Genomic DNA, 24,488 nt, shown 5'->3' on the forward strand with positions numbered 1-24,488 from the left:
GGCGCATCTCACACCTGCGGGATTCCGGGGCCGCCCACGCGCCCCGATACCGTGGGTCCGTGAGCACCCCGCCCCCCGCGCTCGACCCCGCTCCCGCCGACAGCCCGGCGGGCGCCGCGTCAGGCGACGGCGCCGCCCGCCCGGACCGGCTCGCGCCGCTGCGCCGGTGGACCCGGCCGGTGCTCGTCGCGAACCTGGTGGCGCAGATCGGCATCATCGTCACCGGCGGTGCGGTACGGCTCACGGGCTCGGGGCTCGGATGCTCGACCTGGCCGCAGTGCGAGCCCGGGCAGTTCGCGGCGAAGTTCCACCCCGAGACGACGTACCACCAGTTCATCGAGTACGGGAACCGCACGCTCACCGGGGTGCTGAGCGTCATCGCGATCGCGGCCCTCGTGCTCGTGTGGACCGACCGCTCGCGCGTCCTGTCCTACCGGCTCCTCGGCGCCGTCCCGCTGCTCGGCGTCGCCGCGCAGGCGGTCATCGGCGGCGTGATCGTCCTGCTGCACCTGCACCCGGGGTGGGTGTCCCTGCACTTCGTCGTCTCGGCCGCGCTCGTCTCCGTCTCGCTGCTCCTCCTGCACCGGTCCGGCGAGGGCGACGGGCCGCCCGTCCCGACGGTCGCGCCGCGCTCGCGCGCGCTCGCCTGGACGTTGTACGGGTTGACGGCGCTCGTCGTGGTCCTCGGAGTCATCGTCACCGGCGCCGGCCCGCACAGCGGCGACGAGGAGGTCGGCTACCGCTTCGCCGTCGATCCCGCGCTCATGAGCAAGCTCCACGCGTGGGCCGTGTGGGTGTTCGTCGCGGTCCTCGTCGCGTACCTCGTGAGCGTCCGCCGCGGGCCGCGGGAGCCGCGCCGCGCGGCCTGGCTCCTGCTCGCCATCACGCTGGCCCAGGGGTTGATCGGGTACGTCCAGTACTTCACGGGCCTGCCCGCGCTCCTCGTGGGCCTGCACATGCTCGGCTCGGCGCTCCTCGTCGCCGGCTCGACGCGCGTCGTCCTGACGACCCGCACCCGCGCCTGAGCGCTCGGTAGCTCGGCCGGCCCGGCCCGGCGCCAGCGCCCCAACAGTGCGACCAGCTCCGCGCGCGGCGGCTTGACCAGGCGATCCTGGCAGGCCGAACAGGCGACCTTGGCTCGTCAGCCATCCTGGACCAGCCGAGACCACCTGCTCGACGGGACGACCGCCCATCCTGGGCGGCGGGCTCGCCATCGAGGGGACACGTGCACGGTTCGACCTGTCGGACGCATGACGTCGTGCTCGAGCGCGTCGTCAGACCTAGTGCTCGGTGCCCTTGGCGTCAGCCGCCTCGGCGGACGGGAACGTCAACGGCGTCCATCCGAGCGGCAGGAGGCCGGGGACCCGCGCCCGGGCGCGGTCCTCCGCGTCCGACCACCCTTGGGCGGCAGGGACGCCCGACTCGCCCACGGCACCCTGCGCGACGCGCAGCCCGACGTCCTCGATGCGCGCGTCGGGCGCGCTGCCACGACGAACCCCCGCGCGCACGCTCCAGGTCCGGTCCGCCCAGCCGCCGCCCCGCAGGCTCCGGTACTCGCCGTAGCGGGCGGTGTCGGCGTAGTCCCAGCACCACTCCCAGACGTTGCCGAGCGTGTCGTGGAGACCGAACGCGTTCGGGAGCCGCGTGGCGACGGGGCGTGGACCGTCGACGCCGTCGTCCGCGGTCCACGCGACGTCGCCGACCGGGCCGTATCGCGGGCCGCTCGTCCCGCCGCGGCAGGCGTGCTCCCACTCGGCCTCGGTCGGGAGCCGGTAGCCCGCGGACCGCACGTCCCACCGGACGTCCCGACCCTCGACCCGGTACGCCGGGTCCAGGCCCGCCACCCGGGACGCCGCGTTGCACCAGCGCACCGACTCGAACCACGTCAGACCGTGCACGGGCACGTCGTCGTCGACACCCGACGGGCCACCCTGGGGGTGCGGGCGGAGCACGTCGGCATCGAGGACGGCATCGAGGACGGCCCGGTGCTGACCGGCGGTCACCGGGGTGCGCGCGACGCGGAACGGCTCCAGGGTGACGGAGCGCGACTCCCCGGTGCGCGCGTCGGCGACGTCGAGCCGACCGGCCGGGACGGGGACGAGGTCGGGAAGAGGAGGGCCCACGCCCCAGGACGCTACCCGAGGCGGTGCGCCGTTCGTCGGCCCGGGACCGTCGGAGGCGTCAGCCGCCGCGGCGCTCCGGCCACGGTGCGTCGGCCGGGCGGAGCGACGCCCACCCGGCGGCGCGGGACGCGGCGGCGGCGAGGATCCCGACGACGGCGGAGGGGTTGTGCACCTCGCCCGCGAGGACGCCGCGCAGCGCCTCGTCGAGCGGCACCCAGCGCAGCTCCATGTCGAGCTCCTCGGCCTCGCGCTCGAACCGCTCGTCCTCGGGGACGGGCGACAGGTCGCGCGCGAGGAAGACGCGCAGCGCCTCGTTCGAGCCGCCCGGCGTCGTGAAGTAGTCGACGAGGACGTCCCAGCGTGCGGCCTGGAGGTCGGACTCCTCCGCCAGCTCGCGTGCCGCGGCGAGCCGCCCGTCCTCCCCGACGACGTCGAGCAGGCCGGCCGGCACCTCCCACAGCTCGCGCCGCACGGGGTGGCGGTACTGCCGCAGCAGCAGGACCCGCTCCTGCTCGTCGAGCGCGACGATCGCGACCGCGCCGGGGTGGTCGAGGTACTCGCGCGTGACGCGGCCACCGTCCCCGAGGTCGACCACGTCGGAGCGCAGGTCGAACACGCGACCCGCGTGCACGACCTCCGTCTCCACGACCGGGCGCGGGGCGAGGGCGTCGACGACGGGTGCGCCGTCGGACGTCCCGGCCGGCGCAGACCCTGCCTCGGCGGCCACTCAGTCGGCCTGGTTCTCGAGCGCTGCGCCGATGAGGCCCGCGAACAGCGGGTGCGAGCGCGTCGGGCGCGACTTGAACTCCGGGTGCGCCTGCGTGCTCACGTAGTACGGGTGCACGTCCGCGGGGAGCTCGACGAACTCGACGAGCGACGAGTCGGGCGACGTCCCGCTGATGACGAGCCCCGCCTCCTCGAGCTGCTTGCGGTAGGTGTTGTTCACCTCGTAGCGGTGGCGGTGGCGCTCCGTGACGCGCTCGGAGCCGTAGGCCTTGGCGGCGACCGAGCCAGGCGTGAGCGCGGCCTCGTACGACCCGAGGCGCATCGTGCCGCCGAGGTCGCCGTCGCCACCGACGATCGCGAGCTGCTCCTCCATCGTCGCGATGACGGGGTGGGATGTGCCGGGGTCGAACTCGGTCGACGACGCGTCGTCGATGCCGAGCACGTTGCGCGCGTACTCGATGACCATCGACTGCAGCCCGAGGCAGATCCCGAGCGTCGGGACCTTGTTCTCGCGCGCCCAGCGCAGCGCGCCGAGCTTGCCCTCGATGCCGCGCACTCCGAACCCGCCTGGGACGAGGACGGCGTCGACGCCGTGCAGGGCGTCGTCCGCACCGGCCGGGGTCTGGCACTCGTCGGAGGCGACCCAGCGGATGGTGACCTTCGCGTCGTTCGCGAACCCGCCCGCACGCAGCGCCTCGGTGACCGAGAGGTACGCGTCGGGCAGGTCGATGTACTTGCCGACGAGCGCGACCTCGACCTGGTGGGCGGGCTGGTGCACGCGCTCGAGGAGCTGGCTCCAGCCGTCCCAGTCGACGTCGTGGAACGGCAGGCCGAGGCGGCGCACGACGTACGCGTCGAGGCCCTCGGAGTGCAGCACGCGCGGGATGTCGTAGATGCTCGGCGCGTCGACGGCGTTCACGACGGCCTCGTTGTCGACGTCGCACATGAGGGCGATCTTGCGCTTGACCGGCTCGGGGACCACGCGGTCCGCACGGAGCACGATCGCGTCGGGCTGGATACCGATGGAGCGCAGGGCTGCGACGGAGTGCTGCGTCGGCTTCGTCTTGAGCTCGCCGGACGGCCCGATGTACGGCACGAGGGAGACGTGGAGGAAGAACACGTCGTCGCGGCCGAGCTCGTGGCGCACCTGGCGCGCGGCCTCGAGGAACGGCTGGGACTCGATGTCGCCGACCGTGCCGCCGATCTCCGTGATGATGACGTCGACGTCCTCACCGGCCTGGGCGCGCATGCGCGCCTTGATCTCGTCGGTGATGTGCGGGATGACCTGGACCGTGTCGCCGAGGTACTCGCCGCGCCGCTCGCGCGCGATGACCTGCGAGTAGACCTGGCCGGTCGTGACGTTCGCGGACGCCTCGAGGTCGACGTCGAGGAAGCGCTCGTAGTGACCGATGTCGAGGTCCGTCTCGGCACCGTCCTCGGTGACGAACACCTCGCCGTGCTGGAACGGGTTCATCGTCCCGGGATCGACGTTGAGGTACGGGTCGAGCTTCTGCATGGTGACGCGCAGGCCGCGCGAGCGGAGCAGACGACCGAGGCTGGAAGCCGTGAGGCCCTTGCCGAGCGAGGAGGCGACGCCGCCGGTGACGAAGACGTGCGCGGTGCGGTGCTCGGTGCGAGCGCCCGAGGCGTTGAGTCGGGAGGAGGGCCGGTTCAGGTGATCTGCCACGGAACTCCATCCTAACAGCGTGGCCGACGGCGGCACGCGGGCCGGGCAGTGCGACGCGCCACGTCTACGGGGCCGGCTCGTCCTCCGGGGGCGTGCTGCCCGTCCGGTCACGGCGCACCACGCCGAGCAGGGCCGCACGGTCCCCCGCGAGCGACACCCCGACGACGACGACCCCCGCGACGAGGGCCGCGAGGGCTCCGACGCCGACGGCGGGCAGCCAGCCCGCGTCGTCGGGCAGGAGCGCGCCCGAGACCGCCGATCCCGCGAGCGCGCCGAGGGCCACGCCCACGGCGACGACGGCGAGGGTCCGCGGGACCCCGTGCGTCGCCTCCGGCCCAGCGTGCCGCCGCGTCGCGACGAGCAGACCGGCACCCGCGACCGACATCCCGACCGTGGTCGCGAGCCCGAGCTGGAGCAGCACCCCCGCCTGGTCGCGGACGCCGGTGACGGCGGGCAGGACGTACGCGGTCGCGGCCACCGCGAGCCACCCCGTGGCGGTCACGACGACCGCGACACGCTGGTGGTCGATCGTGTACAGCGCGCGCGACAGGTGCAGGATCAGCGAGAAGCCGACGATGCCGACGGCCATGCCCGCGACGGCTCCCCCGAGCCCCTCGACCGAGCCCGTCGCGACCCGGGCGAACACCGCCTCGACGGCGGCGGACGCGGCGATCAGCGCGGCGGCCCCGAGACCGGCGACGACGAGCAGCGTGCGGGTCGTGGTCGCGAGCAGGCGCCGGTAGGCGTCGTGGCGGGCGTGCGCGACGTGCTCCGCGAGGCGCGGGAAGGCGCTCGTCGCGAGCGGGAACGCGAGCACCGCGTACGGGAGCAGGTACACCTGCTGCGCGTACCAGTAGGTCGGGAAGGTCTGCTCCGGGCCGAACCGGTAGGACGCGCCCAGGATCGCCAGGACGGAGAGCTGCTGCGCGACGAGCGCACCGATCCCCGCGAACGCGAGGTTGCGCGCCCGGACCGCCTCGCCGCCCGGGAACCGCAGGGTGGGCCGCAGCCGCACGCCCAGCCGGCGCACCGGGAGGACGAGGGGCAGCGCGAGGACCGCCACACCCGCCGTGGTGCCCCAGCCCAGCCAGGCGATGGCCTTGCCCGACACCGCGGCCACGTCCTTCGGGTCACCCGCGAGGCCGGCGAAGACGAGGAAGACCGCGATGACCGCGAGGCTCGACAGGAGCGGCGAGAACGCCTGCCAGAAGAAGCGCTTGTGCGCCTGCAGGACGCTCCCGAGCACGACCGCGAGCCCGTACAGCGGGACCTGGAGCGCGAACACGCGCACGAACGTCGCCGTGACGTCGACGAGCTCGGGGTGCTCGCGCATGAGGAGAGCCGCGATCGGCTGCGCGAGGAGCGCGAGGAGCGCACCGAGCGGGACGAGCACGACGAGCGTCCAGCCGAGCAGCGCCGACGCGATGCGCGAGACCTCCGTGCCCGCGCGCCGGGCGATGGGACCGGCGAGGAGCGGGACCACGGATCCTGCGAGCGCGCCGCCCGCGGCCACCTCGAACAGGACGTTCGGCAGGAGGTTCGCCGCCGTGTACGCCGAGCCGACGCCCTCCGTGCCGACCGCCGCGGACTGCACGAGCGACCGCGCGAAGCCGACGAGCCGGCTCGCGACCGTCACGAGCGTGATCATCGCGGCGGCGCCCGCCAGGGTGCCCGTGGCGGCGCGCAGCCGCCCCGCCCGCGCGCTCACGCCGGGCGCCGGCCCCACGTGTCCACGCGCCGCAGCACGTCGTTGCCCTCGATGACCTTCGAGAAGCTCACCTTCTCGCTCGCCAGGGTCAGCCCGACCACGCCGGCGAGCACGAGCCAGCGCACCGACCGGGGCGCGGCGAACGCGACCTGCGAGCCGAGCGCCGCGCCGAGCGCGTTCGCGCCGCAGTCGCCGAGCATGTCGCGCTCACCGAGGTCACCGGGTGCGGCGGCGGCCGCGGCTCCGAGGACGGCACCCGTCGTGGGGGCCGCGCACGTCGCGAGGTGGGGCAGCGACGCGGCCCCGGCAGCCTTGAGAGCGCGGCCGGGGCGCAGGTCCAGGAGGTTGAGGAGGTTGGCCGTGCCGGCCATGAGCGCGCCGTTCACGCCGACGTCGACGAGGTGACCGAACGCGCCGCCCGTCCGTCGCGTCCCGATGGCCGCGGCGACGAGCGAGACGCCGCTGATCCCGAGGATCTTCATCCCTCCGGTCGTGACCCGGCCCTCCGCGAGCGCGCCGAGGTGGCCGCGCAGCCCTTTGGTGCGCGTGGTGGTGTCCTCGGCGAGGTCGTCCACGAGCCCGAAGGTGCCCGCGCTCGCCGTCGCCAGCGCCACGGCAGCACGCGTGCGCGCGTCCCCGCCCGCGGCGAGCGTGCCCGCGACGAGACCCGCGGTGACCGCGGGGCCCTCCAGCAGGCTGATCGGCTCGCCGCGATGGTTGGTGCGCGTCCAGCGATCCGCACCGCCGGGCGCTCGCGTCTCCGCGGCCCGACGAGCCGAGGCCGTCACGACGGCGGCGACCCCCGCCGCCACGAGCGTCCGCAGCGCGCGTGCCATCTCAGCCCTCCCCCGCGACCGCGTCGGTCTGCTCGACGTCCGCCGTGGCCCCGTCGCCCGCGGCATCGCCTGCCGCGGTGTCCTGGGCACCGGCGTCGGACGAGGTCGTGCGCGTCACGGGCGGGAGCTCGACGGCGGGCGGGATGACCGCCGTCGCGCTCTCCTCGAAGCCGAACTGCCCCACCTGGTCGGCGATGCGCGCCGCGAGGGCGAGCGGGACGTTGATCCGCCCGGGCTCGGCCTCGATGCCGCTGACGGTCGAGAGCGTCGCGGCGAGGTCCTCGTTCGCCCGGATCGTCGAGACGACGTCCCCCGACACCGCACTCGGTCCCGCGACGAGAGCCGCCTCGGCGACCTCCTGCGCGGCGACCGCGACCTGGACCTCGATGTCGACCACGTAGGTGTCCGGCTCCGGCGCCTCCTCGCCCTCCGCGGCCGGGGCCGCGGCCTGCTCGGGTGCGGGCCCGCCGAGGAGCAGCACCACGTCCGCGGGGAACGACTGCTCCGTCACGACGTCGACGAGGGCGAACCGCTCCAGGAGCGCCTCGAGCTCGACGGCCTCGGCGCTGCGCTCCTCCGAGCTCGTCGGGGCGGAGCCGGTGAGCGCGAGCGCGAGCGCGCGGGCGAGCCGCTGCTCGGGCGTCGCGTCCTCGGGGACCTCGCCCAGCTTGTCGCCGAGGCCCTCGGCCACCGTCTGCCGCGCGCTCTCCTCGTCCTCGCTGGTCCACGAGTCGGTGAGGCGGACGTGCCCCACGACCGACGCGCCCGCCGTCTCGAGCTGCTCCGCGATCGCGTCGTCCCGTTCGTTGTCGGCGCCGTCGAGGTCGACGACGGCGACCCGGCGGTCCTGGAGGGAGCCGGCGACGAGCTGCGGGCCTGCGGCCTCGATGTACCGGGAGCCGTCACCGAGGGTCACGTTCGCCTGGTCGAGCTGGTCGCGCAGCTCGTTGCGCTCGGTGCGCAGCTGCTCGACCTGCCCGGTGAGCTGGTCGCCGATCGCGCCCTGGAGCGGGCCGGCGCCGAGGATGATCCCGACGGCCAGGGCCAGGAAGACCGAGATCAACGAGACGATGTGGTACCTGAAGTCGATCACTGTGCGGTGGTGTCCTTCGGTTCGTGCTGCTGCGTGCTGGCAAGGTCAGGGTCCCGCGGGGTGCGGGGGCGGGCGCGGTCCTGCCCGAGGGGCGGACCGGCGCCCGCGGTGGCGTCAGCCGCCGCCCGAGAAGAGCGACCCGACCCACGACCACAGGTCGTCGAACCGGGCGCCCACGATCCCGAAGAACGTCTGGCCCGCGGCCGTGGACCACAGCGCGGCGATCACCGCGAGCAGCCCGGCGAGGGAGAGGAGCCAGAGCTGCAGGTTGGAGATCCGGTGCCGGTACAGGCGGGAGACGCCCTTCGCGTCGACGAGCTTCCCCCCGACGCGCAGGCGCGTGAGGAACGTGCTCGCCATACCCGCGCGGCCCTTGTCGAGGAACTCCACGAGCGTCGCGTGCGTGCCGACCGCGACGATGACCTCGGCGCCCTTGTCGTCGGCCAGGAGCATCGCGATGTCCTCGCTCGTGCCCGTGGCGGGGAACACGACCGGCTCCACGCCGAGCTCCTGGACGCGCTCGAGCCCGGGCGCCTTGCCGTCCCGGTAGGCGTGCACGACGATCTCCGCCCCGCTGCTCAGCGCGCGGTCGGACACCGAGTCCATGTCGCCGACGATCATGTCCGGCTTCCACCCGGCGTCGAGGATCGCGTCCGCGCCGCCGTCCACGCCGATGAGCACCGGGCGGTACTCCGTGATGTACGGGCGCAGCGTCGCGAGGTCCTCGCGGTAGTGGTAGCCGCGCACGACGATGAGGACCTGCCGGCCGTCGATCGGCGTGCGGATGTCCGGGACGCCGACGCCGTCGAGCAGCAGGTCGCGCTCGCGACGCAGGTAGTCCATCGTGTTCTCGGCGAAGGACTCGATCTCGACCGAGAGGTTGGCTCGCGCCTCCTCGAGGCTGCGCGCGACCGTCTCCTCGCTCTGGAGGGCTCCCTCCGCGACGAGGTCGTCGCCCAGGTAGACCTTGCCGCCGTCCAGCCGCAGCTCGCGGCCCTCGGGGACGGCCATGATCGCCGGTCCGAGGTCGTCGACGAGCACGATCCCCGCCTCGACGAGGACGTCGGGCCCGAGGTTCGGGTAGCGCCCCGACACGGACTTCGCGGCGTTGAGGACGGCGGACGGCCTGGCCGCCACGAGGGCGTCGGCCGCGACCCGGTCGATGTCGACGTGGTCGATCACCGCGACGTCACCGGGCTGGAGCCGCTTCGTCAGCGCCTTGGTGCGCGTGTCGACCTTGGCCGGGCCGAGCGTGCCGGACCCGGCCTCCGGCAGGGAGGCTTTGCGCAGAGTGAGTCTCATCGTGCCCTATCGTCCCACGACCGACGACTCGAGAAGCTCCACCGCGTGACGGCGGGCCGCGTCGGAGTCCTCCTGGCCGGAGAGCATCCGCGCGAGCTCACGGACGCGCTCGTCTCCCGTGACCTCGCGCACACCCGTGACCGTGACCGCGCCGGCGTCCGACGACTTCGTCACGACGAGCTGGACGTCGGCGAACGCCGCGACCTGCGCGAGGTGGGTCACGACGACCACCTGGGCGCGCGTCGCGAGGGACGCGAGGCGACGACCCACCTCGACCGCCGCCTTGCCGCCGACGCCCGCGTCCACCTCGTCGAAGACGAACGTCGGGAGCACCTGCCCGGTGCCGTCGACCGCCGCCGTCGCGAGCGCGACCTCGATCGCGAGCATGACGCGCGACAGCTCACCGCCCGACGCGCCCTTGCCGAGCGGTCGAGCCGGTGCTCCGGCGTGCGCGACGAGCGAGAAGGTCACGACGTCGACGCCCCACGGACCGGGCTCCTCGGCCCGCTCGACGTCCACCACGAGGCTCGCGCCGCCCATGGCCAGCCCGCGCAGCTCGTCCGTCACGGCCGTCGCGAGCTCCGCCGCGGCACGCGCGCGCGAGGCCGTGATCGCGGTCCCGAGGCGCTCCAGCGTGGCGTCGAGCTCGTCCCGGCGGGCGGTCGCGGCCAGGAGCCGCTCGCCGCCGTCGTCCAGGTCGAGGAGGCGAAGACCGGCGTCGCTCGCCCAGGCCAGGACGTCGTCGACCGTCTCCCCGTAGCTGCGCGTGAGCGTCCCGAGCTCGGCGAGCCGCGCGTGCGCCGTCTCGAGACCGGCGGGGTCGGCCGCGAGATCCTCGACGTAGCCCGAGATCTCCGTCGCGACGTCGGCGAGCACGTAGCCCACCTCGGCGAGCCGCTCCCCGAGCCGGGCCAGCACCGGGTCCGTCCCGGCCACCGACTCGAGCGCGCGGCGCGCGCGGTCGACCGACACGACCGCGTTCTCCTGCTGCTCCGCCGCCTCGTCACCGGCGACGGCGTCGTGGGCGAGCTGGGCCGCGACCCGCAGCTCCTCGACGTTGCCCAGACGCGCCACCAGCGCGGCGAGCTCGACGTCCTCCCCCGGCTGCGGCGCGACCCGCTCGACCTCGGCGACGCCGAGGCGCAGCAGTTCCGCCTCCCGGGCCCGCTCCCCCGCGCGCGTCTCGATGTCGTCGATCTCCGCCTGGAGCGCCGACCGCTCGGTCCACGCGTCGCGGTACTGCGCGAGCAGCTCCGCGTGCGCCGGGCCCGCGAACGCGTCGAGCGCAGATCGCTGCCGGCTCGCCGTCCGCAGGCGGAGCTGGTCCGACTGCCCGTGGACGGTGACGAGGTCGTCCGCGATCTCCGCGAGCACGCCCTGCGGGACGCTCCGTCCGCCGAGGTGCGCACGCGAGCGACCCTCGGCCGCGACCGTGCGCAGGATGACGACGGTGCCGTCGTCGTCCACCTCACCGCCCGCGTCGTCGACCCGCTGCGCGACCGACGGCCGGTCGGCGACGCGCACGCGCCCCTCGACGACGGCGCTCGACGCGCCAGGGCGCACCGTCGCCGGGTCCGCCTTGCCGCCCATGAGCAGCCCGAGCCCCGTGAGCACCATGGTCTTGCCCGCGCCCGTCTCGCCCGTGATCACGGTCAGGCCGGACCCCACCGGGACCCGGGCCGACCGGATGACGCCGAGGTTCTCGATCGCGATCTCCTCGAGCACGCTCACTCCTCCTCGTCCGTGGCGCCCCGGTCGTCCGAGGTGCCGGCCGCCTCCGTCGCCGCAGTCCGCTCCGCCGTCGTCCCCGCCGTCGCGGCGACGCTCGCCGCGCGCTCGCGCCACCCCACCACGGGCAGCGAGAACTTCGACACCAGCCGGTCCGTGAACGGCGCGGTGCTCAGGCGGGCGAGGCGCAGCGGCGTGTCGGAGCGCCGCACCTCGACGCGTGAGCCGTTCGGCAGGTCGATGCGGCGGCGGCCGTCGCACGTGAGCACCCCCGACGACGCGGAGTCCGGCAGCACGTCGACCGTGATCGTGGAGCGCGGACCGACGACGAGAGGCCGCGCGAACAGGGCGTGGGCCGCGAGGGGGACGACGAGCACGGCGTCGACCTCGGGCCACATGACCGGGCCGCCCGCGGAGAACGCGTGCGCGGTCGAGCCGGTCGCTGTCGCCGTGATCACGCCGTCGCACCCGAACGACGAGAGCGGCCGGCCGTCGACGCCGAGCACCACCTCGATCATGCGCTCGCGCTGCGCCTTCTCGACCGTCGCCTCGTTGAGCGCCCACCCCACGAGCGGCTCGGGCTCGCCGGGGAGGTAGGCGCGGACCTCGACGATCGTGCGCTCCTCGACCGTGTAGTCGTACGCCGCGAGCCGCCCGACGGCGGCACGCAGGTCCTCACGCTCGCTCTCGGCGAGGAACCCCACGTGCCCGAGGTTGACGCCGAGCAGCGGCACCCCCGTCCCGTGCGTGAGCTCGGCGGCGCGCAGGATCGTGCCGTCGCCGCCGAGCACCATGACGACCTCGGACTCCGCGACGCCCTCGCGCGCCCGCGTGCGGGCCATGTGGTCGCCGAACGTCTCCGCGAGGTCGTCGTCGTGCAGCGCCACGGTGAACCCGGCCCGCTCGAGCTCGGTCACCGCCTCGTGCAGCGCGACGACCGCCTCGGGGCGGCCGCCGTGGGTCACGATCAGCACACGTCGCGTCACGGTGCTCCTCCAGTCAGGGGTCGGGCGGGCGTCGGGCGGGCGACCGGTACCACCGGCGGCGGGCCGCCGCCGGACGCGGGCTGCCACGCCACCGCGGCGGCCGCGGCGTCCTCCAGCGCCGCGTCCTCGAGCGCGGCGCCGTCGGCGCGGCCGGGGTCGCCGGCTCGCAGCCACCAGAAGTACTCACGGTTGCCGCTCGGTCCGGGCAGCGGGCTCGGCACCACGGCGAGCGGGCGCAGTCCCACGACGGCGGCGTGCCGCGCGACGGCGGCGACGACCTCGACGTGGAGCGCCGGGTCGCGCACGACCCCGCCGCTGCCCAGCCGCTCCCGGCCGACCTCGAACTGCGGCTTCACCAGCAGCAGCAGGTCCGACCCGGGGCCGACCACACCGGCGACCGCCGGCAGCACCATCGCGAGCGAGATGAACGAGAGATCCCCGACCACGAGGTCGGGGGTGGCGCCGACGTGCTCGGGCGTCAGGTCGCGCACGTTGACCCCCTCGTGCACCACGACCCGGGGGTCGTCCCGCAGCGCGGGCACGAGCTGGTCGTGACCGACGTCCACCGCCACGACCTCCCGTGCGCCCCGCCGCAGCAGGACGTCGGTGAAGCCGCCTGTCGAGGCACCGAGGTCGAGGCACCGCGCCCCCGCGACGACCGGCCCCTCGGGCAGGGCGGCGCTCGACGGCCCGGCCTGGCCGACAGCGTGCGGGGCGTCCAGGGCGTCGAGCACCCCGGCAAGCTTGAACGCGGCGCGCGAGGCGTAGCCGGGGTCCGAAGGGTCCGTCACGACCTCCAGCCGGTCCTCGGGGCGGACGGCGGTCGACGGCTTGGTCAGCACCGTCCCGGCCCGCGTGACCCGCCCGGCCGCGACCAGCTCCGCAGCCTGCCGACGCGACCGAGCGAGCCCGCGCCGCACGAGCTCGCCGTCGAGGCGAGCAGTGGTGCGCTCGCCCACGCTCAGTCCTCCGTGCGGGCGAGCTCGGCGACCAGTGCGTCGTGCACGTCCTCCAGCACACCCACGTGGTCCGCCGTGGTCAGGTTCTCCAACCCGTCCAGCCGTCCGAGCGCGGCGTCGAGCGGGCCGACGACCGGGGACGACGCCTCGCCGTCCTGACCGGTGGTCGGACCCTCCGGCCGTCCGCCCCGAGGCGGGCCGGGAACCGGACGCAGCGAACCGTCCGTCATGTCCTGCCTCCTGTCTGGTGGGCTGCGCGAACGTCGCCCGGCCGTGACCGAGCATCCCGGACCACGCTACCGGTTGCGTCCCACGGACGGGCACGACCCCCGGCCCGCGCACGGCGGCGCGTCGCGGCGCGGGCCGGTCGGGCTCAGTGCGTCCCGACCGGCAGCTCGGGGACCGTGGACGGGTCCACGGGGAGCCCCGCGTCGGCGGACGCCCATGCCGCGGCCGCGGCCGCGCGGACGGTGTCGACCGTCGCGGTGCCGCGCACGTCCAGGCGCAGGGATCCGTCGTCGACGCGGGCCGCGCTCTCGCCGCACGCCCACCACCCGTCCTCGGCACGAACGGGCTCCGGGTGCGGCTCGAGCAGACCGCGCAGGTCCACGGCCACGTAGTGCGGGCGTAGGTGCGGCTCGGCCAGGACCGCGTCCCGTGCCGTGCTCACCCCGGTCAGGACGTGCAGGCCCGGGTAGCCGCCGGCGCGCGCCCCGGCGAGGTCCGTGTCGAGCCGGTCACCGACGACGAGCGGTGCTTCTGCGCCCGCCCGCTCGATCGCGAGCCGGTACATGGTCGGCGAGGGCTTGCCGGCGCTGTCAGGCTCCACGCCCGTCGCGGCCCGCACCGCCCCCACGAGCGATCCGTTGCCCGGGGCGAACCCGCGCGCCGTCGGCAACGACAGGTCGAGGTTGCTCGCGACGTGCCAGGCGCCCCGCTGCACCGCGTAGGCGGCCTCGGCGAGCTGCGCCCAGCCCAGCTCCGGGGCGAAGCCCTGCGCCACGGCGTCAGGTTTCTCGTCCGCGGACTCCACGAGGACGAAGCCGGCGTCGTGGACCGCCGTGACGAGCCCCGGCCCACCGACGACGAGGACACGGGCGCCCGGCTCGAGCCGGGTCCGCAGGAGCGCCGCGGCCGCCTGCGCGGCGGTCATGACCTCGTCGGCCGACGTAGGGATGTCGAGCCCCGTGAGCTGCTCCGCGACCGACCCGGGCTCGCGCGACGCGTTGTTCGTGACGAACACGAGGCGCATGCCGCGGGCGCGCGCCGTCGTCAGTCCGTCCGACGCGTGCTCGATGGGCTCGTGCCCGCGGTACGCGACGCCGTCGAGGTCGACGAGAGCGAGGTCGTAGCGGTCGGCCAGGGCGACGTCGCTCCCCAGCAGCCCGGCGCTCACCGGTCGCCCTCGTCCGACGACGGCGCCGCCAGCTCGGCCCCGTTCGTAGCCCCGCCCGTCGCGTCGTCCGTCGCGTCGTCCGTCGCGTCGTCGTCAGCACTCGCGTCCTGCACGGTGTCGGGCCGGTCGTCGGAGTCCTGGCCGGACACCGACCCGTCGGCGCCCGCCGACGCGGCCTCCTCGTCCACGGGGGCGTCGAGCTCGTCGGCCTCCTCCGTGAGGTCGTAGACCACCACGTCGTCGTCCTCCGCGCCGAGCACCGCCGCCAGCAGGCTCGCGTCGATGCCGGCGAGGATCTCGGCGGCCTCGTCCGTCCGGCCCGCCACCTCGAGGACGGACGCGCGCGCCTGCAGGACACGTGCACCGAGCTCGCCCCGGGTACCGACCGAGGGCACCTGGTCGAGCGCCGCGAGGGCCGCGTCGAGCTCGCCGAGATCGACGCGCGCACCGCTCACGACGATCGCGAGCTCGGTGCGTCCGACGTCGTCCAGCGTCGCAGCCTCGTCCGAGACGGCGAGGGCGAGCGCACGCTCCGGGCGGCCCAGGCCGCGCTCGCAGTCGGCCATGATCGGCAGGTGCTCGGACGAACCGTTGAGCCGCCGCACCGTCCGGAGCTCCCTGAGCGCCTCCGCGTACCGTCCGGTCGCGTACGCGGTCAGCCCGGCAGCCTCGCGTGCGACGTCGACGCGACCGGCGCGCCGCACGGCCGCCTGCGCGTGCTCGTAGGCGAGCTCGGGGTCGGAGTCGATGAGCCGCCCCGCCATGACGAGGTGACGGCCGACGATCTCGGCGGTCTCCTTGCTCAGCGTCCGCAAGCGGCCGCGAGCCGCGCGGTCGAGCTGAGAGAACTCGACCTCGTCCGGGATCGCCGGGCCAGCGGGGTGCCGGGGCTCCGGACGACGGTCGACGCCCTCCCGCTCACGACCCGCCCCTGCACGCGGGGCGTGCCCTCGACGACCGCCGGCCCGGCGGTCGGCCGAGTCCCGGTCGTAGCGTCCGCGGCTCCCCTCGCCCGAACGCGCGGGCCGCTGGTACCCGTCTCCGCGCGTCCCGGACGAGCCCTGCCCGTCGCGGGCGGACGACCGGCCGCCGTACTCCCGTCGTCCCGAGCCCGAGCTCTCGCCGCGCGAGCTCCACGAGCGCCGCTCGTCCTGACGTCCGCTGTCGCGACGGTCGCGATCCGAGCCCTCCCGACCGCGGTCGGGACGCCCGCCCTCCGCGCGTCCGCGCGCGGCGTCGGGACGCCCCCGGTACCCGTCCTGACGGCCCCGCTGCTGGTCGTTCGACCCGCGGCCCGAACCGTCCTGCCGTCCTCGGACGTCGTCCTGACCGCGTCGGGGGTCGCCGCCACCACGACGGCGGTCTCGGTCGCCGGAGGGCGCGCCGTCGCCAGAGCGACCGCGACCCGCTCCACGAGCATCACGGGAGGGCCCCTGTCGGCTGTCACGGTCACGTCGACCACCACGGTCCTCGCCCGACGACGGGCGGTCCGACTCGGGGTCGTGGGAGGTGTCGTTCACCGGGGTTACCTCTCGTTCTGATGTTTGCGCAGGCCATCTTCCCACGCCTGCCCCGACGAGACACGTGACGGAGAGGCGTGAGGAGTCCTGCGGCGCGGACGTCCGCGTGGCCGACCCCGGGCCGGGGCGGGTCGTGAGGTGTCTCTGGAAATGCCGAAGGCCCACCCCGTGTGGGGTGGGCCTTCGGTGAAGGGTTGTCCGGCGGCGTCCTACTCTCCCACCCCGTCTCCAGGGCAGTACCATCGGCGCTGAAGGGCTTAGCTTCCGGGTTCGGTATGGGACCGGGCGTTTCCCCTTCGCTGTGACCGCCGTAACTCTGTGAACCTGTCAACACTCGGGCACCCCGTGGGGGTGTGGTGTTGGTGGTTCGGGAACCGCACAGTGGACGCGTAGCACAAGAGTGTGTTGGTGTTGAAGTTGTCGGCTGATTAGTACCGGTCAGCTGCACGGGTCTTTCGTCCCCGCTTCCACGTCCGGCCTATCGACCCAGTGTTCTGCTGGGTGCCTCTCACCCCGTAGGGTATGGAAACCTCATCTTGAAGCAGGCTTCCCGCTTAGATGCTTTCAGCGGTTATCCCTTCCGAACGTAGCCAACCAGCGGTGCTCCTGGCGGAACAACTGGCACACCAGAGGTTCGTCCGTCCCGGTCCTCTCGTACTAGGGACAGCCCTTCTCAAGTTTCCTGCGCGCGCAGCGGATAGGGACCGAACTGTCTCACGACGTTCTAAACCCAGCTCGCGTACCGCTTTAATGGGCGAACAGCCCAACCCTTGGGACCTACTCCAGCCCCAGGATGCGACGAGCCGACATCGAGGTGCCAAACCATGCCGTCGATATGGACTCTTGGGCAAGATCAGCCTGTTATCCCCGGGGTACCTTTTATCCGTTGAGCGACGGCGCTTCCACAAGCCACCGCCGGATCACTAGTTCCGACTTTCGTCCCTGCTCGACCTGTCAGTCTCACAGTCAAGCTCCCTTGTGCACTTGCACTCGACACCTGATTGCCAACCAGGCTGAGGGAACCTTTGAGCGCCTCCGTTACATTTTAGGAGGCAACCGCCCCAGTTAAACTACCCACCAGGCACTGTCCCTGGTCCGGATCACGGACCGAGGTTAGACATCCGAAGCGGCCAGAGTGGTATTTCAACGTTGACTCCACCCGCACTGGCGTACGGGCTTCACAGTCTCCCACCTATCCTACACAAGCCGCACCGAACACCAATACCAAGCTATAGTAAAGGTCCCGGGGTCTTTCCGTCCTGCTGCGCGTAACGAGCATCTTTACTCGTAGTGCAATTTCGCCGAGTTCGCGGTTGAGACAGCGGAGAAGTCGTTACGCCATTCGTGCAGGTCGGAACTTACCCGACAAGGAATTTCGCTACCTTAGGATGGTTATAGTTACCACCGCCGTTTACTGGGGCTTAAATTCTGAGCTTCACCCCGAGGGGTTGACCCGTCCTCTTAACCTTCCAGCACCGGGCAGGCGTCAGTCCGTATACATCGTCTTGCGACTTCGCACGGACCTGTGTTTTTAGTAAACAGTCGCTTCTCCCTGGTCTCTGCGGCCGTCCACGCTCCCACCGCGAGGGTGTTCACGCTTCGGGCCCCCCTTCTCCCGAAGTTACGGGGGCATTTTGCCGAGTTCCTTAACCACGATTCTCTCGATCGCCTTAGTATTCTCTACCTGACCACCTGAGTCGGTTTGGGGTACGGGCGGCTAGAACCTCGCGTCGAGGCTTTTCTTGGCAGCATAGGATCACCCAGTTCGCGCTTGTGCGCTCACCGTCAGCTCTCAGCCTGTATGCCTGGCGGATTTGCCTACCAGACGGCCTACAGCCTTGGACGTGGTCTACCATCGCCACGCCGGGCTACCTTCCTGCGTCACCCCTGTTAATACGCTTACCTACTACCGGTTCGGGTCCCGCGCGCCCCTGCCCATGGCCCCGAAGGGCCGGCGGACAGGTTTGGACGGTTAGCATCACCGGGCTCGGTATGGGCGGTTCTTCGCCGGTAGGAGAATATCAACTCCTTGTCCATCGACTACGCCTGTCGGCCTCGCCTTAGGTCCCGACTTACCCAGGGCGGATTAACCTGGCCCTGGAACCCTTGGTCATTCGGCGGACGGGTTTCTCACCCGTCTTTCGCTACTCATGCCTGCATTCTCACTCGTGTGGGCTCCACCACTGGGTTCCCCCGCGGCTTCACTGCCCACACGACGCTCCCCTACCCACCTGCGCCTCTGGACCACGAAGGCCTGAGTTGAGCGCAGATGCCACGGCTTCGGCGGTGTACTTGAGCCCCGCTACATTGTCGGCGCGGAATCACTTGACCAGTGAGCTATTACGCACTCTTTCAAGGGTGGCTGCTTCTAAGCCAACCTCCTGGTTGTCTGTGCAACTCCACATCCTTTCCCACTTAGCACACGCTTAGGGGCCTTAGCCGGTGGTCTGGGCTGTTTCCCTCTCGACTACGGAGCTTATCCCCCGCAGTCTCACTGCCACGCTTCCACTTACCGGCATTCGGAGTTTGGCTGACGTCAGTAACCTTGTAGGGCCCATCGGCCATCCAGTAGCTCTACCTCCGGCAAGAAACACGTGACGCTGCACCTAAATGCATTTCGGGGAGAACCAGCTATCACGAAGTTTGATTGGCCTTTCACCCCTAACCACAGGTCATCCCCCAGGTTTTCAACCCTGGTGGGTTCGGTCCTCCACGCGGTCTTACCCGCGCTTCAACCTGCCCATGGCTAGATCACTTCGCTTCGGGTCTAGACCCAGCGACTACGGGCGCCCTGTTCGGACTCGCTTTCGCTACGGCTTCCCCACACGGGTTAACCTCGCCACTGAGCACTAACTCGCAGGCTCATTCTTCAAAAGGCACGCTGTCACCCCAGCCAAGGAGGCTCCAACGGATTGTAGGCACACGGTTTCAGGTACTATTTCACTCCCCTCCCGGGGTACTTTTCACCTTTCCCTCACGGTACTGGTCCGCTATCGGTCACTAGGTAGTATTTAGGCTTAGCAAGTGGTCTTGCCAGATTCACACGAGATTTCTCGGGCCCCGTGCTACTTGGGATCCCCTTCGGGAGGCCGCACCATTTCGTCTACCGGACTCGCACCGTCTGTGGTCCGCCTTTCAATGCGGTTCGACTATGACACGACTTTCTGACTCCCCGGCGGACTGTCAGATCCACCAGAAGGGTCCCACAACCCCGAACACGCAACGCCTGACAGCTTTAACACGCGCCCGGTTTGGCCTCGTCCGCTTTCGCTCGCCACTACTCACGGAATATCTCTTCCTGTCGGTACTGAGATGTTTCACTTCCCGACGTTCCCTCCACACACCCTATATATTCAGGTGCGGGTCACACGACATGACTCGTGCGGGGTTCCCCCATTCGGAAACCCTCGGATCACAGCTCGTTTGCCAGCTCCCCGAGGCTTATCGCAGGCTACAACGTCCTTCTTCGGCTCCTAGTGCCAAGGCATCCACCCTGTGCCCTTAAAAACTTCAACAAAAACAACAAAACTGCAGAGAACCAAGAACCACACCCACGCACCCCGAAAGGCAAGCGAGTGTGTCTTGATCTTTACAAAGATGCTCGCGTCCACTGTGCAGTTCTCAAACAACCAACGACCCCGACCCCCACCAGGACCCGCCTACCCCACCAACTCCCCAAGGGAAGCAGACGAAGCGGTTCGTGATCCGAGGACCGGCCCGTACCAGGCACCCCACCAACCGGTGGCCGGTGACCTGAGGACCCAACAGTGTGCTCGACAAGCCCCCCACCCCTCACCAGCGATGTTCCACCACCCACCACCCACCCCGAAGGACAGGAGGCCGGCAGGTACTGACACCAGCGAAGACCAGGACGCTCTTTCGTCAATGTTCCACCCATGAGCAACCACCCACCACACGTACGGCGATGGCGTGGCACCTGAACACCCCCCACCAGCAAAGCCGGCCAGGGAAGTGTTGGTAGCTCCTTAGAAAGGAGGTGATCCAGCCGCACCTTCCGGTACGGCTACCTTGTTACGACTTAGTCCCAATCGCCAGTCCCACCTTCGACCACTCCCCCGCGAACGGTTGGGCCATGGGCTTCGGGTGTTACCGACTTTCGTGACTTGACGGGCGGTGTGTACAAGGCCCGGGAACGTATTCACCGCAGCGTTGCTGATCTGCGATTACTAGCGACTCCGACTTCATGGGGTCGAGTTGCAGACCCCAATCCGAACTGAGACCGGCTTTTTGGGATTCGCTCCACCTTACGGTATCGCAGCCCTTTGTACCGGCCATTGTAGCATGCGTGAAGCCCAAGACATAAGGGGCATGATGATTTGACGTCATCCCCACCTTCCTCCGAGTTGACCCCGGCAGTCTCCCATGAGTCCCCGGCATAACCCGCTGGCAACATGGGACGAGGGTTGCGCTCGTTGCGGGACTTAACCCAACATCTCACGACACGAGCTGACGACAACCATGCACCACCTGTGCACGAGTGTCCAAAGAGACCACCATCTCTGGTGGCTTCCCGTGCATGTCAAGCCTTGGTAAGGTTCTTCGCGTTGCATCGAATTAATCCGCATGCTCCGCCGCTTGTGCGGGCCCCCGTCAATTCCTTTGAGTTTTAGCCTTGCGGCCGTACTCCCCAGGCGGGGCACTTAATGCGTTTGCTGCGGCACGGAACTCGTGGAATGAGCCCCACACCTAGTGCCCAACGTTTACGGCATGGACTACCAGGGTATCTAATCCTGTTCGCTCCCCATGCTTTCGCTCCTCAGCGTCAGTTGCGGCCCAGAGACCTGCCTTCGCCATCGGTGTTCCTCCTGATATCTGCGCATTCCACCGCTACACCAGGAATTCCAGTCTCCCCTACCGCACTCTAGTCTGCCCGTACCCGATGCAAGCCCATGGTTGAGCCATGGGTTTTCACACCAGACGCGACAAACCGCCTACGAGCTCTTTACGCCCAATAATTCCGGACAACGCTTGCGCCCTACGTATTACCGCGGCTGCTGGCACGTAGTTAGCCGGCGCTTCTTCTGCAGGTACCGTCACTTGCGCTTCTTCCCTGCTGAAAGAGGTTTACAACCCGAAGGCCTTCATCCCTCACGCGGCGTCGCTGCATCAGGCTTGCGCCCATTGTGCAATATTCCCCACTGCTGCCTCCCGTAGGAGTCTGGGCCGTGTCTCAGTCCCAGTGTGGCCGGTCGCCCTCTCAGGCCGGCTACCCGTCGTCGCCTTGGTAGGCCATCACCCCACCAACAAGCTGATAGGCCGCGAGCCCATCCCTGACCGAAAAACTTTCCAACCACCCCCATGCGAGGGTAGCTCATATCCGGTATTAGCCCCGGTTTCCCGGAGTTATCCCGAAGTCAAGGGCAGGTTACTCACGTGTTACTCACCCGTTCGCCACTAATCAACCCAGCAAGCTGGGCATCATCGTTCGACTTGCATGTGTTAAGCACGCCGCCAGCGTTCGTCCTGAGCCAGGATCAAACTCTCCGTAAATGAACAACGCCCACCACCAGCACAAACACCGGCAGTGAACAATCCATACGAAGCGAACCCCAACAGGGTTCACAAAAACTGGCATCAACACGAAAGATGACATCATCTTCCGAAATCAACCAAAGGAATCCCAGACACAACCAACCACCCCACCCGGACGGGCAAGACGACCAGCCGTGCCACAGGGACAAAAATTGGCATTGACTAACAAGCACACTGTTGAGTTCTCAAACAACCGACACACACCAACTCAGCACCACCCGACCGGGCAGAACCTCGCTTGGGGCAACTTCTCTAACCTACCAGATCCTCGGCCCGCCCTCCAACTCGGTGATCCGAGCGGGAGAAGCCGGGGAACCAGCGGCCCCGATCATGCCACGGCGCGCGAAGCACCCGTGATCCTCTCGAGGGGACCGCCCGGGGGACCAGCCACCGTCCCGTGCGATCGAGACTCGGTGTCCGTTCCTCCCTGCCGGGCGAACGTCGAGAACACTACACGCGCTCCGTCCGGGTGCAAAATCCGTGCGCCGCGCGCCTCAGGCCCGCTCTCGACAGCGCCGTTCGACGCCGCTGTTGCCTCGAAGAGCGCGGCCCCCACGGACTGTCGCACGACGAGCAGACGGCGAAGAGGCCGGGCCGCGCGACGCGGTCCGGCCTCTTCGCGCAGGTGGCGCTCCCGTCGGTCAGCCGGCGACGGCGACCCCGAGCGTCTTCTTCCCGCGGCGCAGGAGGGCGAACTGCCCGTGCAGCAGGTCCGCCGGCGCGAGCACAGCGTCCTCGCTCGTCACCTTGACGTTGTTGACGTACGCCCCGCCCTCGGCCACCGCACGACGCGCGGCAGCCTTCGAGGCGACGAGGCCGGACGCCGCGAAGAGGTCGACGACCGCGTCCCCCGCGCGCGCCGTCGTGCGCGGCAGCTCGGCGACGGCGGACCCGAGCGTCCGCTCGTCGAGACCGTCGAGGTCCCCGCGCCCGAAGAGCGCCTGGCTCGCCGCCACGACCGCCTCGGTCGCCGCCTCGCCGTGCACGAGGGAGGTGACGTCGGCCGCGAGCGCCCGCTGTGCCTCGCGCGCGCCCGGCCGCTCACGCACCGCGACCTCGAGCTCGGCGATCTGCTCGCGCGTCCGGAAGGTGAAGATCTTCAGGAACCGCACGACGTCGTCGTCGGCCGCATTGAGCCAGAACTGGTAGAAGGCGTACGGGCTCATCATGTCCGGGTCCAGCCACACGGCCCCGCCCTCGGTCTTGCCGAACTTGGTGCCGTCCGCCTTGGTGATCAGCGGTGTCGTCATGACGTGCACCGAGGCGCCCTCGGTCTTGCGGATCAGGTCGACGCCCGAGAGGAGGTTGCCCCACTGGTCGTTGCCGCCCGTCTGGAGCGTGACCCCGTGCCGGAGGTAGAGCTCGTGGAAGTCGATGCCCTGGAGGATCTGGTAGGAGAACTCCGTGAAGCTGATGCCCTCGTCGGAGTGGAGACGGCGCGCCACCGTGTCCTTGGCCAGCATGGTGCCGAGCCGGTAGTGCTTGCCCACGTCCCGCAGGAAGTCGATCGCGGAGAGCCCCGAGATCCAGTCGAGGTTGTTGGCGACGCGCGCCGCGTTCTCGCCCTCGAAGTCCAGGAAGCGCGAGACCTGTCCCTTCAGTCGCTCGGTCCACTCCGCGACCGTCTCCTTGGAGTTCAGGACGCGCTCCCCCGACTGGCGCGGGTCGCCGATCATCCCGGTGGCGCCCCCGACGAGCGCGATCGGCCGGTGGCCGGCGAGCTGCAGGTGGCGCAGGAGGATGAGCTGGACCAGGTGCCCGTGGTGCAGGCTCGGCGCCGTCGGGTCGAAGCCGCAGTAGTACGTGATCGGGCCCTCGGCCAGCGCGGCGCGCAGCGCGGCCTCGTCGGTGGACTGCGCCACCAGGCCTCGCCATTGCAGCTCGTCGAGAACGTCGCTCACTTCTGCTCCTTCGTCGTGTACCCGTGGACCGGGCACGTCCGGTGCTGCCGTGCGGCAGCGTGTCCTAGTCTGCCGTGCCGCGCGACGTCGGACGTCCACCGCCCACCGGGCGGGCGGTCACCGGGCGGACGTCCGCCTCACCGCGAGCGCCCCGGCGCGGACTCCCCACCCCCTGTGCCCTCCGGCACGAGTCTCACCGCGCTCGGGCGCTCACCCGCCGGTAGGCCGAGACCGTCGGGTCTCCCGCGAGCCACGAGCGCCAGGGGTAGAGGGCGCCGTCTCCCCCGTCCCCGGAGACGCCGACCCGCGGGCCCGTCGCGATCGCGGGACGCAGCGGTCCTCCGGTCGCGCGGTGCAGCACGAGCCCGCCCTCCGGATCGGTCAGCTCGGCGCCGTACTGGCGCAGGTCGAGGTCGAGCGCGACGGCCAGGCGGGCGGGACCGCGGGCGATCTGGCGGTCGGAGTCGCAGCGCCCGGCGGCGAGACGGCGCGACCGGGCGAGGTCGACGCCGTCGGTCACCTCGCCGGCACGCAGCAGGACGGCGGACGCACGGCCGACCGGCCCGCACACGACGTTGACGCAGTGGTGCAGGCCGAGGTGCCGGTACACGTACAGCCGGCCCGGCTCGCCGAACATCGCGCGGTTGCGCTCCGTCCGGCCTCGGAACGCGTGGGAGCCCGGGTCACGCTCGCCGTCGTACGCCTCGACCTCCGTGATCCGCAGCGTGACGTCGCCCGCGTCGCTGCGCCGCGTGAGGTACGACCCGAGCAGGTCGCGCGCGACCTCGTGGACGTCGCGTGCGTACCAGCCCCGCGCAGGGACGTCCCACGGTCCGACGACGCGGGCTTCCCCGCTCTCCGTCGTCTGCGTCACGGCGTCCGTCGGCATCGCACCACCTTCCGTCGAGGGCAATCTACGCCCCCGGTCCCGCTCGGGCTCCGCGGCCGTGAGGCGCGTCCGACCCTGGTC

General features: G+C 71.1%; 16 protein-coding genes and 3 rRNA genes. 1 reads left to right on the forward strand and 18 read right to left on the reverse strand.

Features of this window, described 5'->3' with window-relative positions; genetic code table 11:
• The first annotated feature begins 59 nt into the window (after window positions 1-59).
• A complete protein-coding gene (locus FIC82_RS13000) occupies window positions 60-1,025 on the forward strand; it encodes a COX15/CtaA family protein (protein ID WP_168731832.1) in 966 nt (321 codons plus the stop codon).
• Between the two features lie 255 nt (window positions 1,026-1,280).
• Here the strand turns inward: FIC82_RS13000 and FIC82_RS13005 are convergent, their stop codons facing one another.
• The 18 genes from FIC82_RS13005 to FIC82_RS13090 form a co-directional block, all read right to left on the reverse strand.
• The gene (locus tag FIC82_RS13005; RefSeq protein WP_168731833.1) at window positions 1,281-2,123 is read right to left on the reverse strand and encodes a formylglycine-generating enzyme family protein; all 843 of its coding nucleotides are present in this window, start codon (window positions 2,121-2,123) and stop codon (window positions 1,281-1,283) included.
• Between the two features lie 58 nt (window positions 2,124-2,181).
• Window positions 2,182-2,850, reverse strand: coding sequence for an NUDIX domain-containing protein (locus tag FIC82_RS13010; RefSeq protein WP_168731834.1), 669 nt, complete (start codon window positions 2,848-2,850; stop codon window positions 2,182-2,184).
• Window positions 2,851-4,536 (reverse strand): CTP synthase, encoded by a 1,686-nt coding sequence (locus FIC82_RS13015; RefSeq protein WP_168731835.1) that lies wholly within the window; start codon window positions 4,534-4,536, stop codon window positions 2,851-2,853. It abuts the gene before it with no gap.
• A gap of 64 nt (window positions 4,537-4,600) precedes the next feature.
• Window positions 4,601-6,244, reverse strand: coding sequence for a murein biosynthesis integral membrane protein MurJ (murJ, locus tag FIC82_RS13020; RefSeq protein WP_336240037.1), 1,644 nt, complete (start codon window positions 6,242-6,244; stop codon window positions 4,601-4,603).
• The gene (locus tag FIC82_RS13025; protein ID WP_154798831.1) at window positions 6,241-7,080 is read right to left on the reverse strand and encodes a hypothetical protein; all 840 of its coding nucleotides are present in this window, start codon (window positions 7,078-7,080) and stop codon (window positions 6,241-6,243) included. Before FIC82_RS13025 ends, murJ begins: the two co-directional genes overlap by 4 nt.
• 1 nt (window position 7,081) lies before the next feature.
• Window positions 7,082-8,173, reverse strand: a complete 1,092-nt coding sequence (locus FIC82_RS13030; protein ID WP_154798832.1) for a copper transporter — start codon at window positions 8,171-8,173, stop codon at window positions 7,082-7,084.
• A gap of 114 nt (window positions 8,174-8,287) precedes the next feature.
• A complete protein-coding gene (gene steA / locus FIC82_RS13035; protein ID WP_154798833.1) occupies window positions 8,288-9,475 on the reverse strand; it encodes a putative cytokinetic ring protein SteA in 1,188 nt (395 codons plus the stop codon).
• Window positions 9,476-9,481: 6 nt separating this feature from the next.
• Window positions 9,482-11,200 (reverse strand): DNA repair protein RecN, encoded by a 1,719-nt coding sequence (gene recN / locus FIC82_RS13040; protein ID WP_168732289.1) that lies wholly within the window; start codon window positions 11,198-11,200, stop codon window positions 9,482-9,484.
• A gap of 2 nt (window positions 11,201-11,202) precedes the next feature.
• Complete coding sequence (locus tag FIC82_RS13045) at window positions 11,203-12,189, reverse strand: NAD kinase (RefSeq protein WP_168731836.1); 987 nt, start codon at window positions 12,187-12,189, stop codon at window positions 11,203-11,205.
• The gene (locus tag FIC82_RS13050) at window positions 12,186-13,148 is read right to left on the reverse strand and encodes a TlyA family RNA methyltransferase (protein WP_168731837.1); all 963 of its coding nucleotides are present in this window, start codon (window positions 13,146-13,148) and stop codon (window positions 12,186-12,188) included. The genes FIC82_RS13045 and FIC82_RS13050 overlap by 4 nt, the downstream gene beginning before the upstream one ends.
• A gap of 2 nt (window positions 13,149-13,150) precedes the next feature.
• A complete protein-coding gene (locus FIC82_RS21100; protein WP_168731330.1) occupies window positions 13,151-13,378 on the reverse strand; it encodes a hypothetical protein in 228 nt (75 codons plus the stop codon).
• Between the two features lie 143 nt (window positions 13,379-13,521).
• The gene (locus FIC82_RS13060) at window positions 13,522-14,544 is read right to left on the reverse strand and encodes an HAD-IIA family hydrolase (RefSeq protein ID WP_168731838.1); all 1,023 of its coding nucleotides are present in this window, start codon (window positions 14,542-14,544) and stop codon (window positions 13,522-13,524) included.
• Entirely contained in the window at window positions 14,541-15,359 is an 819-nt protein-coding gene (locus FIC82_RS13065; RefSeq protein ID WP_154798834.1) for a tetratricopeptide repeat protein, read from the reverse strand. Before FIC82_RS13065 ends, FIC82_RS13060 begins: the two co-directional genes overlap by 4 nt.
• A gap of 901 nt (window positions 15,360-16,260) precedes the next feature.
• A 5S ribosomal RNA gene (gene rrf, locus FIC82_RS13070) occupies window positions 16,261-16,377 on the reverse strand.
• A 95-nt stretch (window positions 16,378-16,472) separates the two neighbouring features.
• Window positions 16,473-19,579, reverse strand: a 23S ribosomal RNA gene (locus FIC82_RS13075).
• Between the two features lie 475 nt (window positions 19,580-20,054).
• Window positions 20,055-21,575, reverse strand: a 16S ribosomal RNA gene (locus FIC82_RS13080).
• The 16S, 23S and 5S rRNA genes sit together here, the layout of an rRNA operon.
• Window positions 21,576-22,258: 683 nt before the next feature.
• Window positions 22,259-23,518, reverse strand: a complete 1,260-nt coding sequence (tyrS, locus tag FIC82_RS13085; RefSeq protein WP_168731839.1) for a tyrosine--tRNA ligase — start codon at window positions 23,516-23,518, stop codon at window positions 22,259-22,261.
• A gap of 193 nt (window positions 23,519-23,711) precedes the next feature.
• The gene (locus tag FIC82_RS13090) at window positions 23,712-24,407 is read right to left on the reverse strand and encodes a DNA-3-methyladenine glycosylase (RefSeq protein WP_154798835.1); all 696 of its coding nucleotides are present in this window, start codon (window positions 24,405-24,407) and stop codon (window positions 23,712-23,714) included.
• Window positions 24,408-24,488 lie beyond the last annotated feature (81 nt).

It is taken from the genome of Cellulosimicrobium protaetiae (assembly GCF_009708005.2).
In the GTDB taxonomy this organism is placed as follows: domain Bacteria; phylum Actinomycetota; class Actinomycetes; order Actinomycetales; family Cellulomonadaceae; genus Cellulosimicrobium; species Cellulosimicrobium protaetiae.

What these genes read in the sequence shown, in the direction of transcription:
- FIC82_RS13090 (WP_154798835.1), bottom strand. Translation starts at nt 24,407, where the DNA reads ATGCCGACGGACGCCGTGACGCAGACGACGGAGAGCGGGGAAGCCCGC.
- FIC82_RS13025 (WP_154798831.1), bottom strand. Translation starts at nt 7,080, where the DNA reads ATGGCACGCGCGCTGCGGACGCTCGTGGCGGCGGGGGTCGCCGCCGTC.
- FIC82_RS21100 (WP_168731330.1), bottom strand. Translation starts at nt 13,378, where the DNA reads ATGACGGACGGTTCGCTGCGTCCGGTTCCCGGCCCGCCTCGGGGCGGA.
- steA (WP_154798833.1), bottom strand. Translation starts at nt 9,475, where the DNA reads ATGAGACTCACTCTGCGCAAAGCCTCCCTGCCGGAGGCCGGGTCCGGC.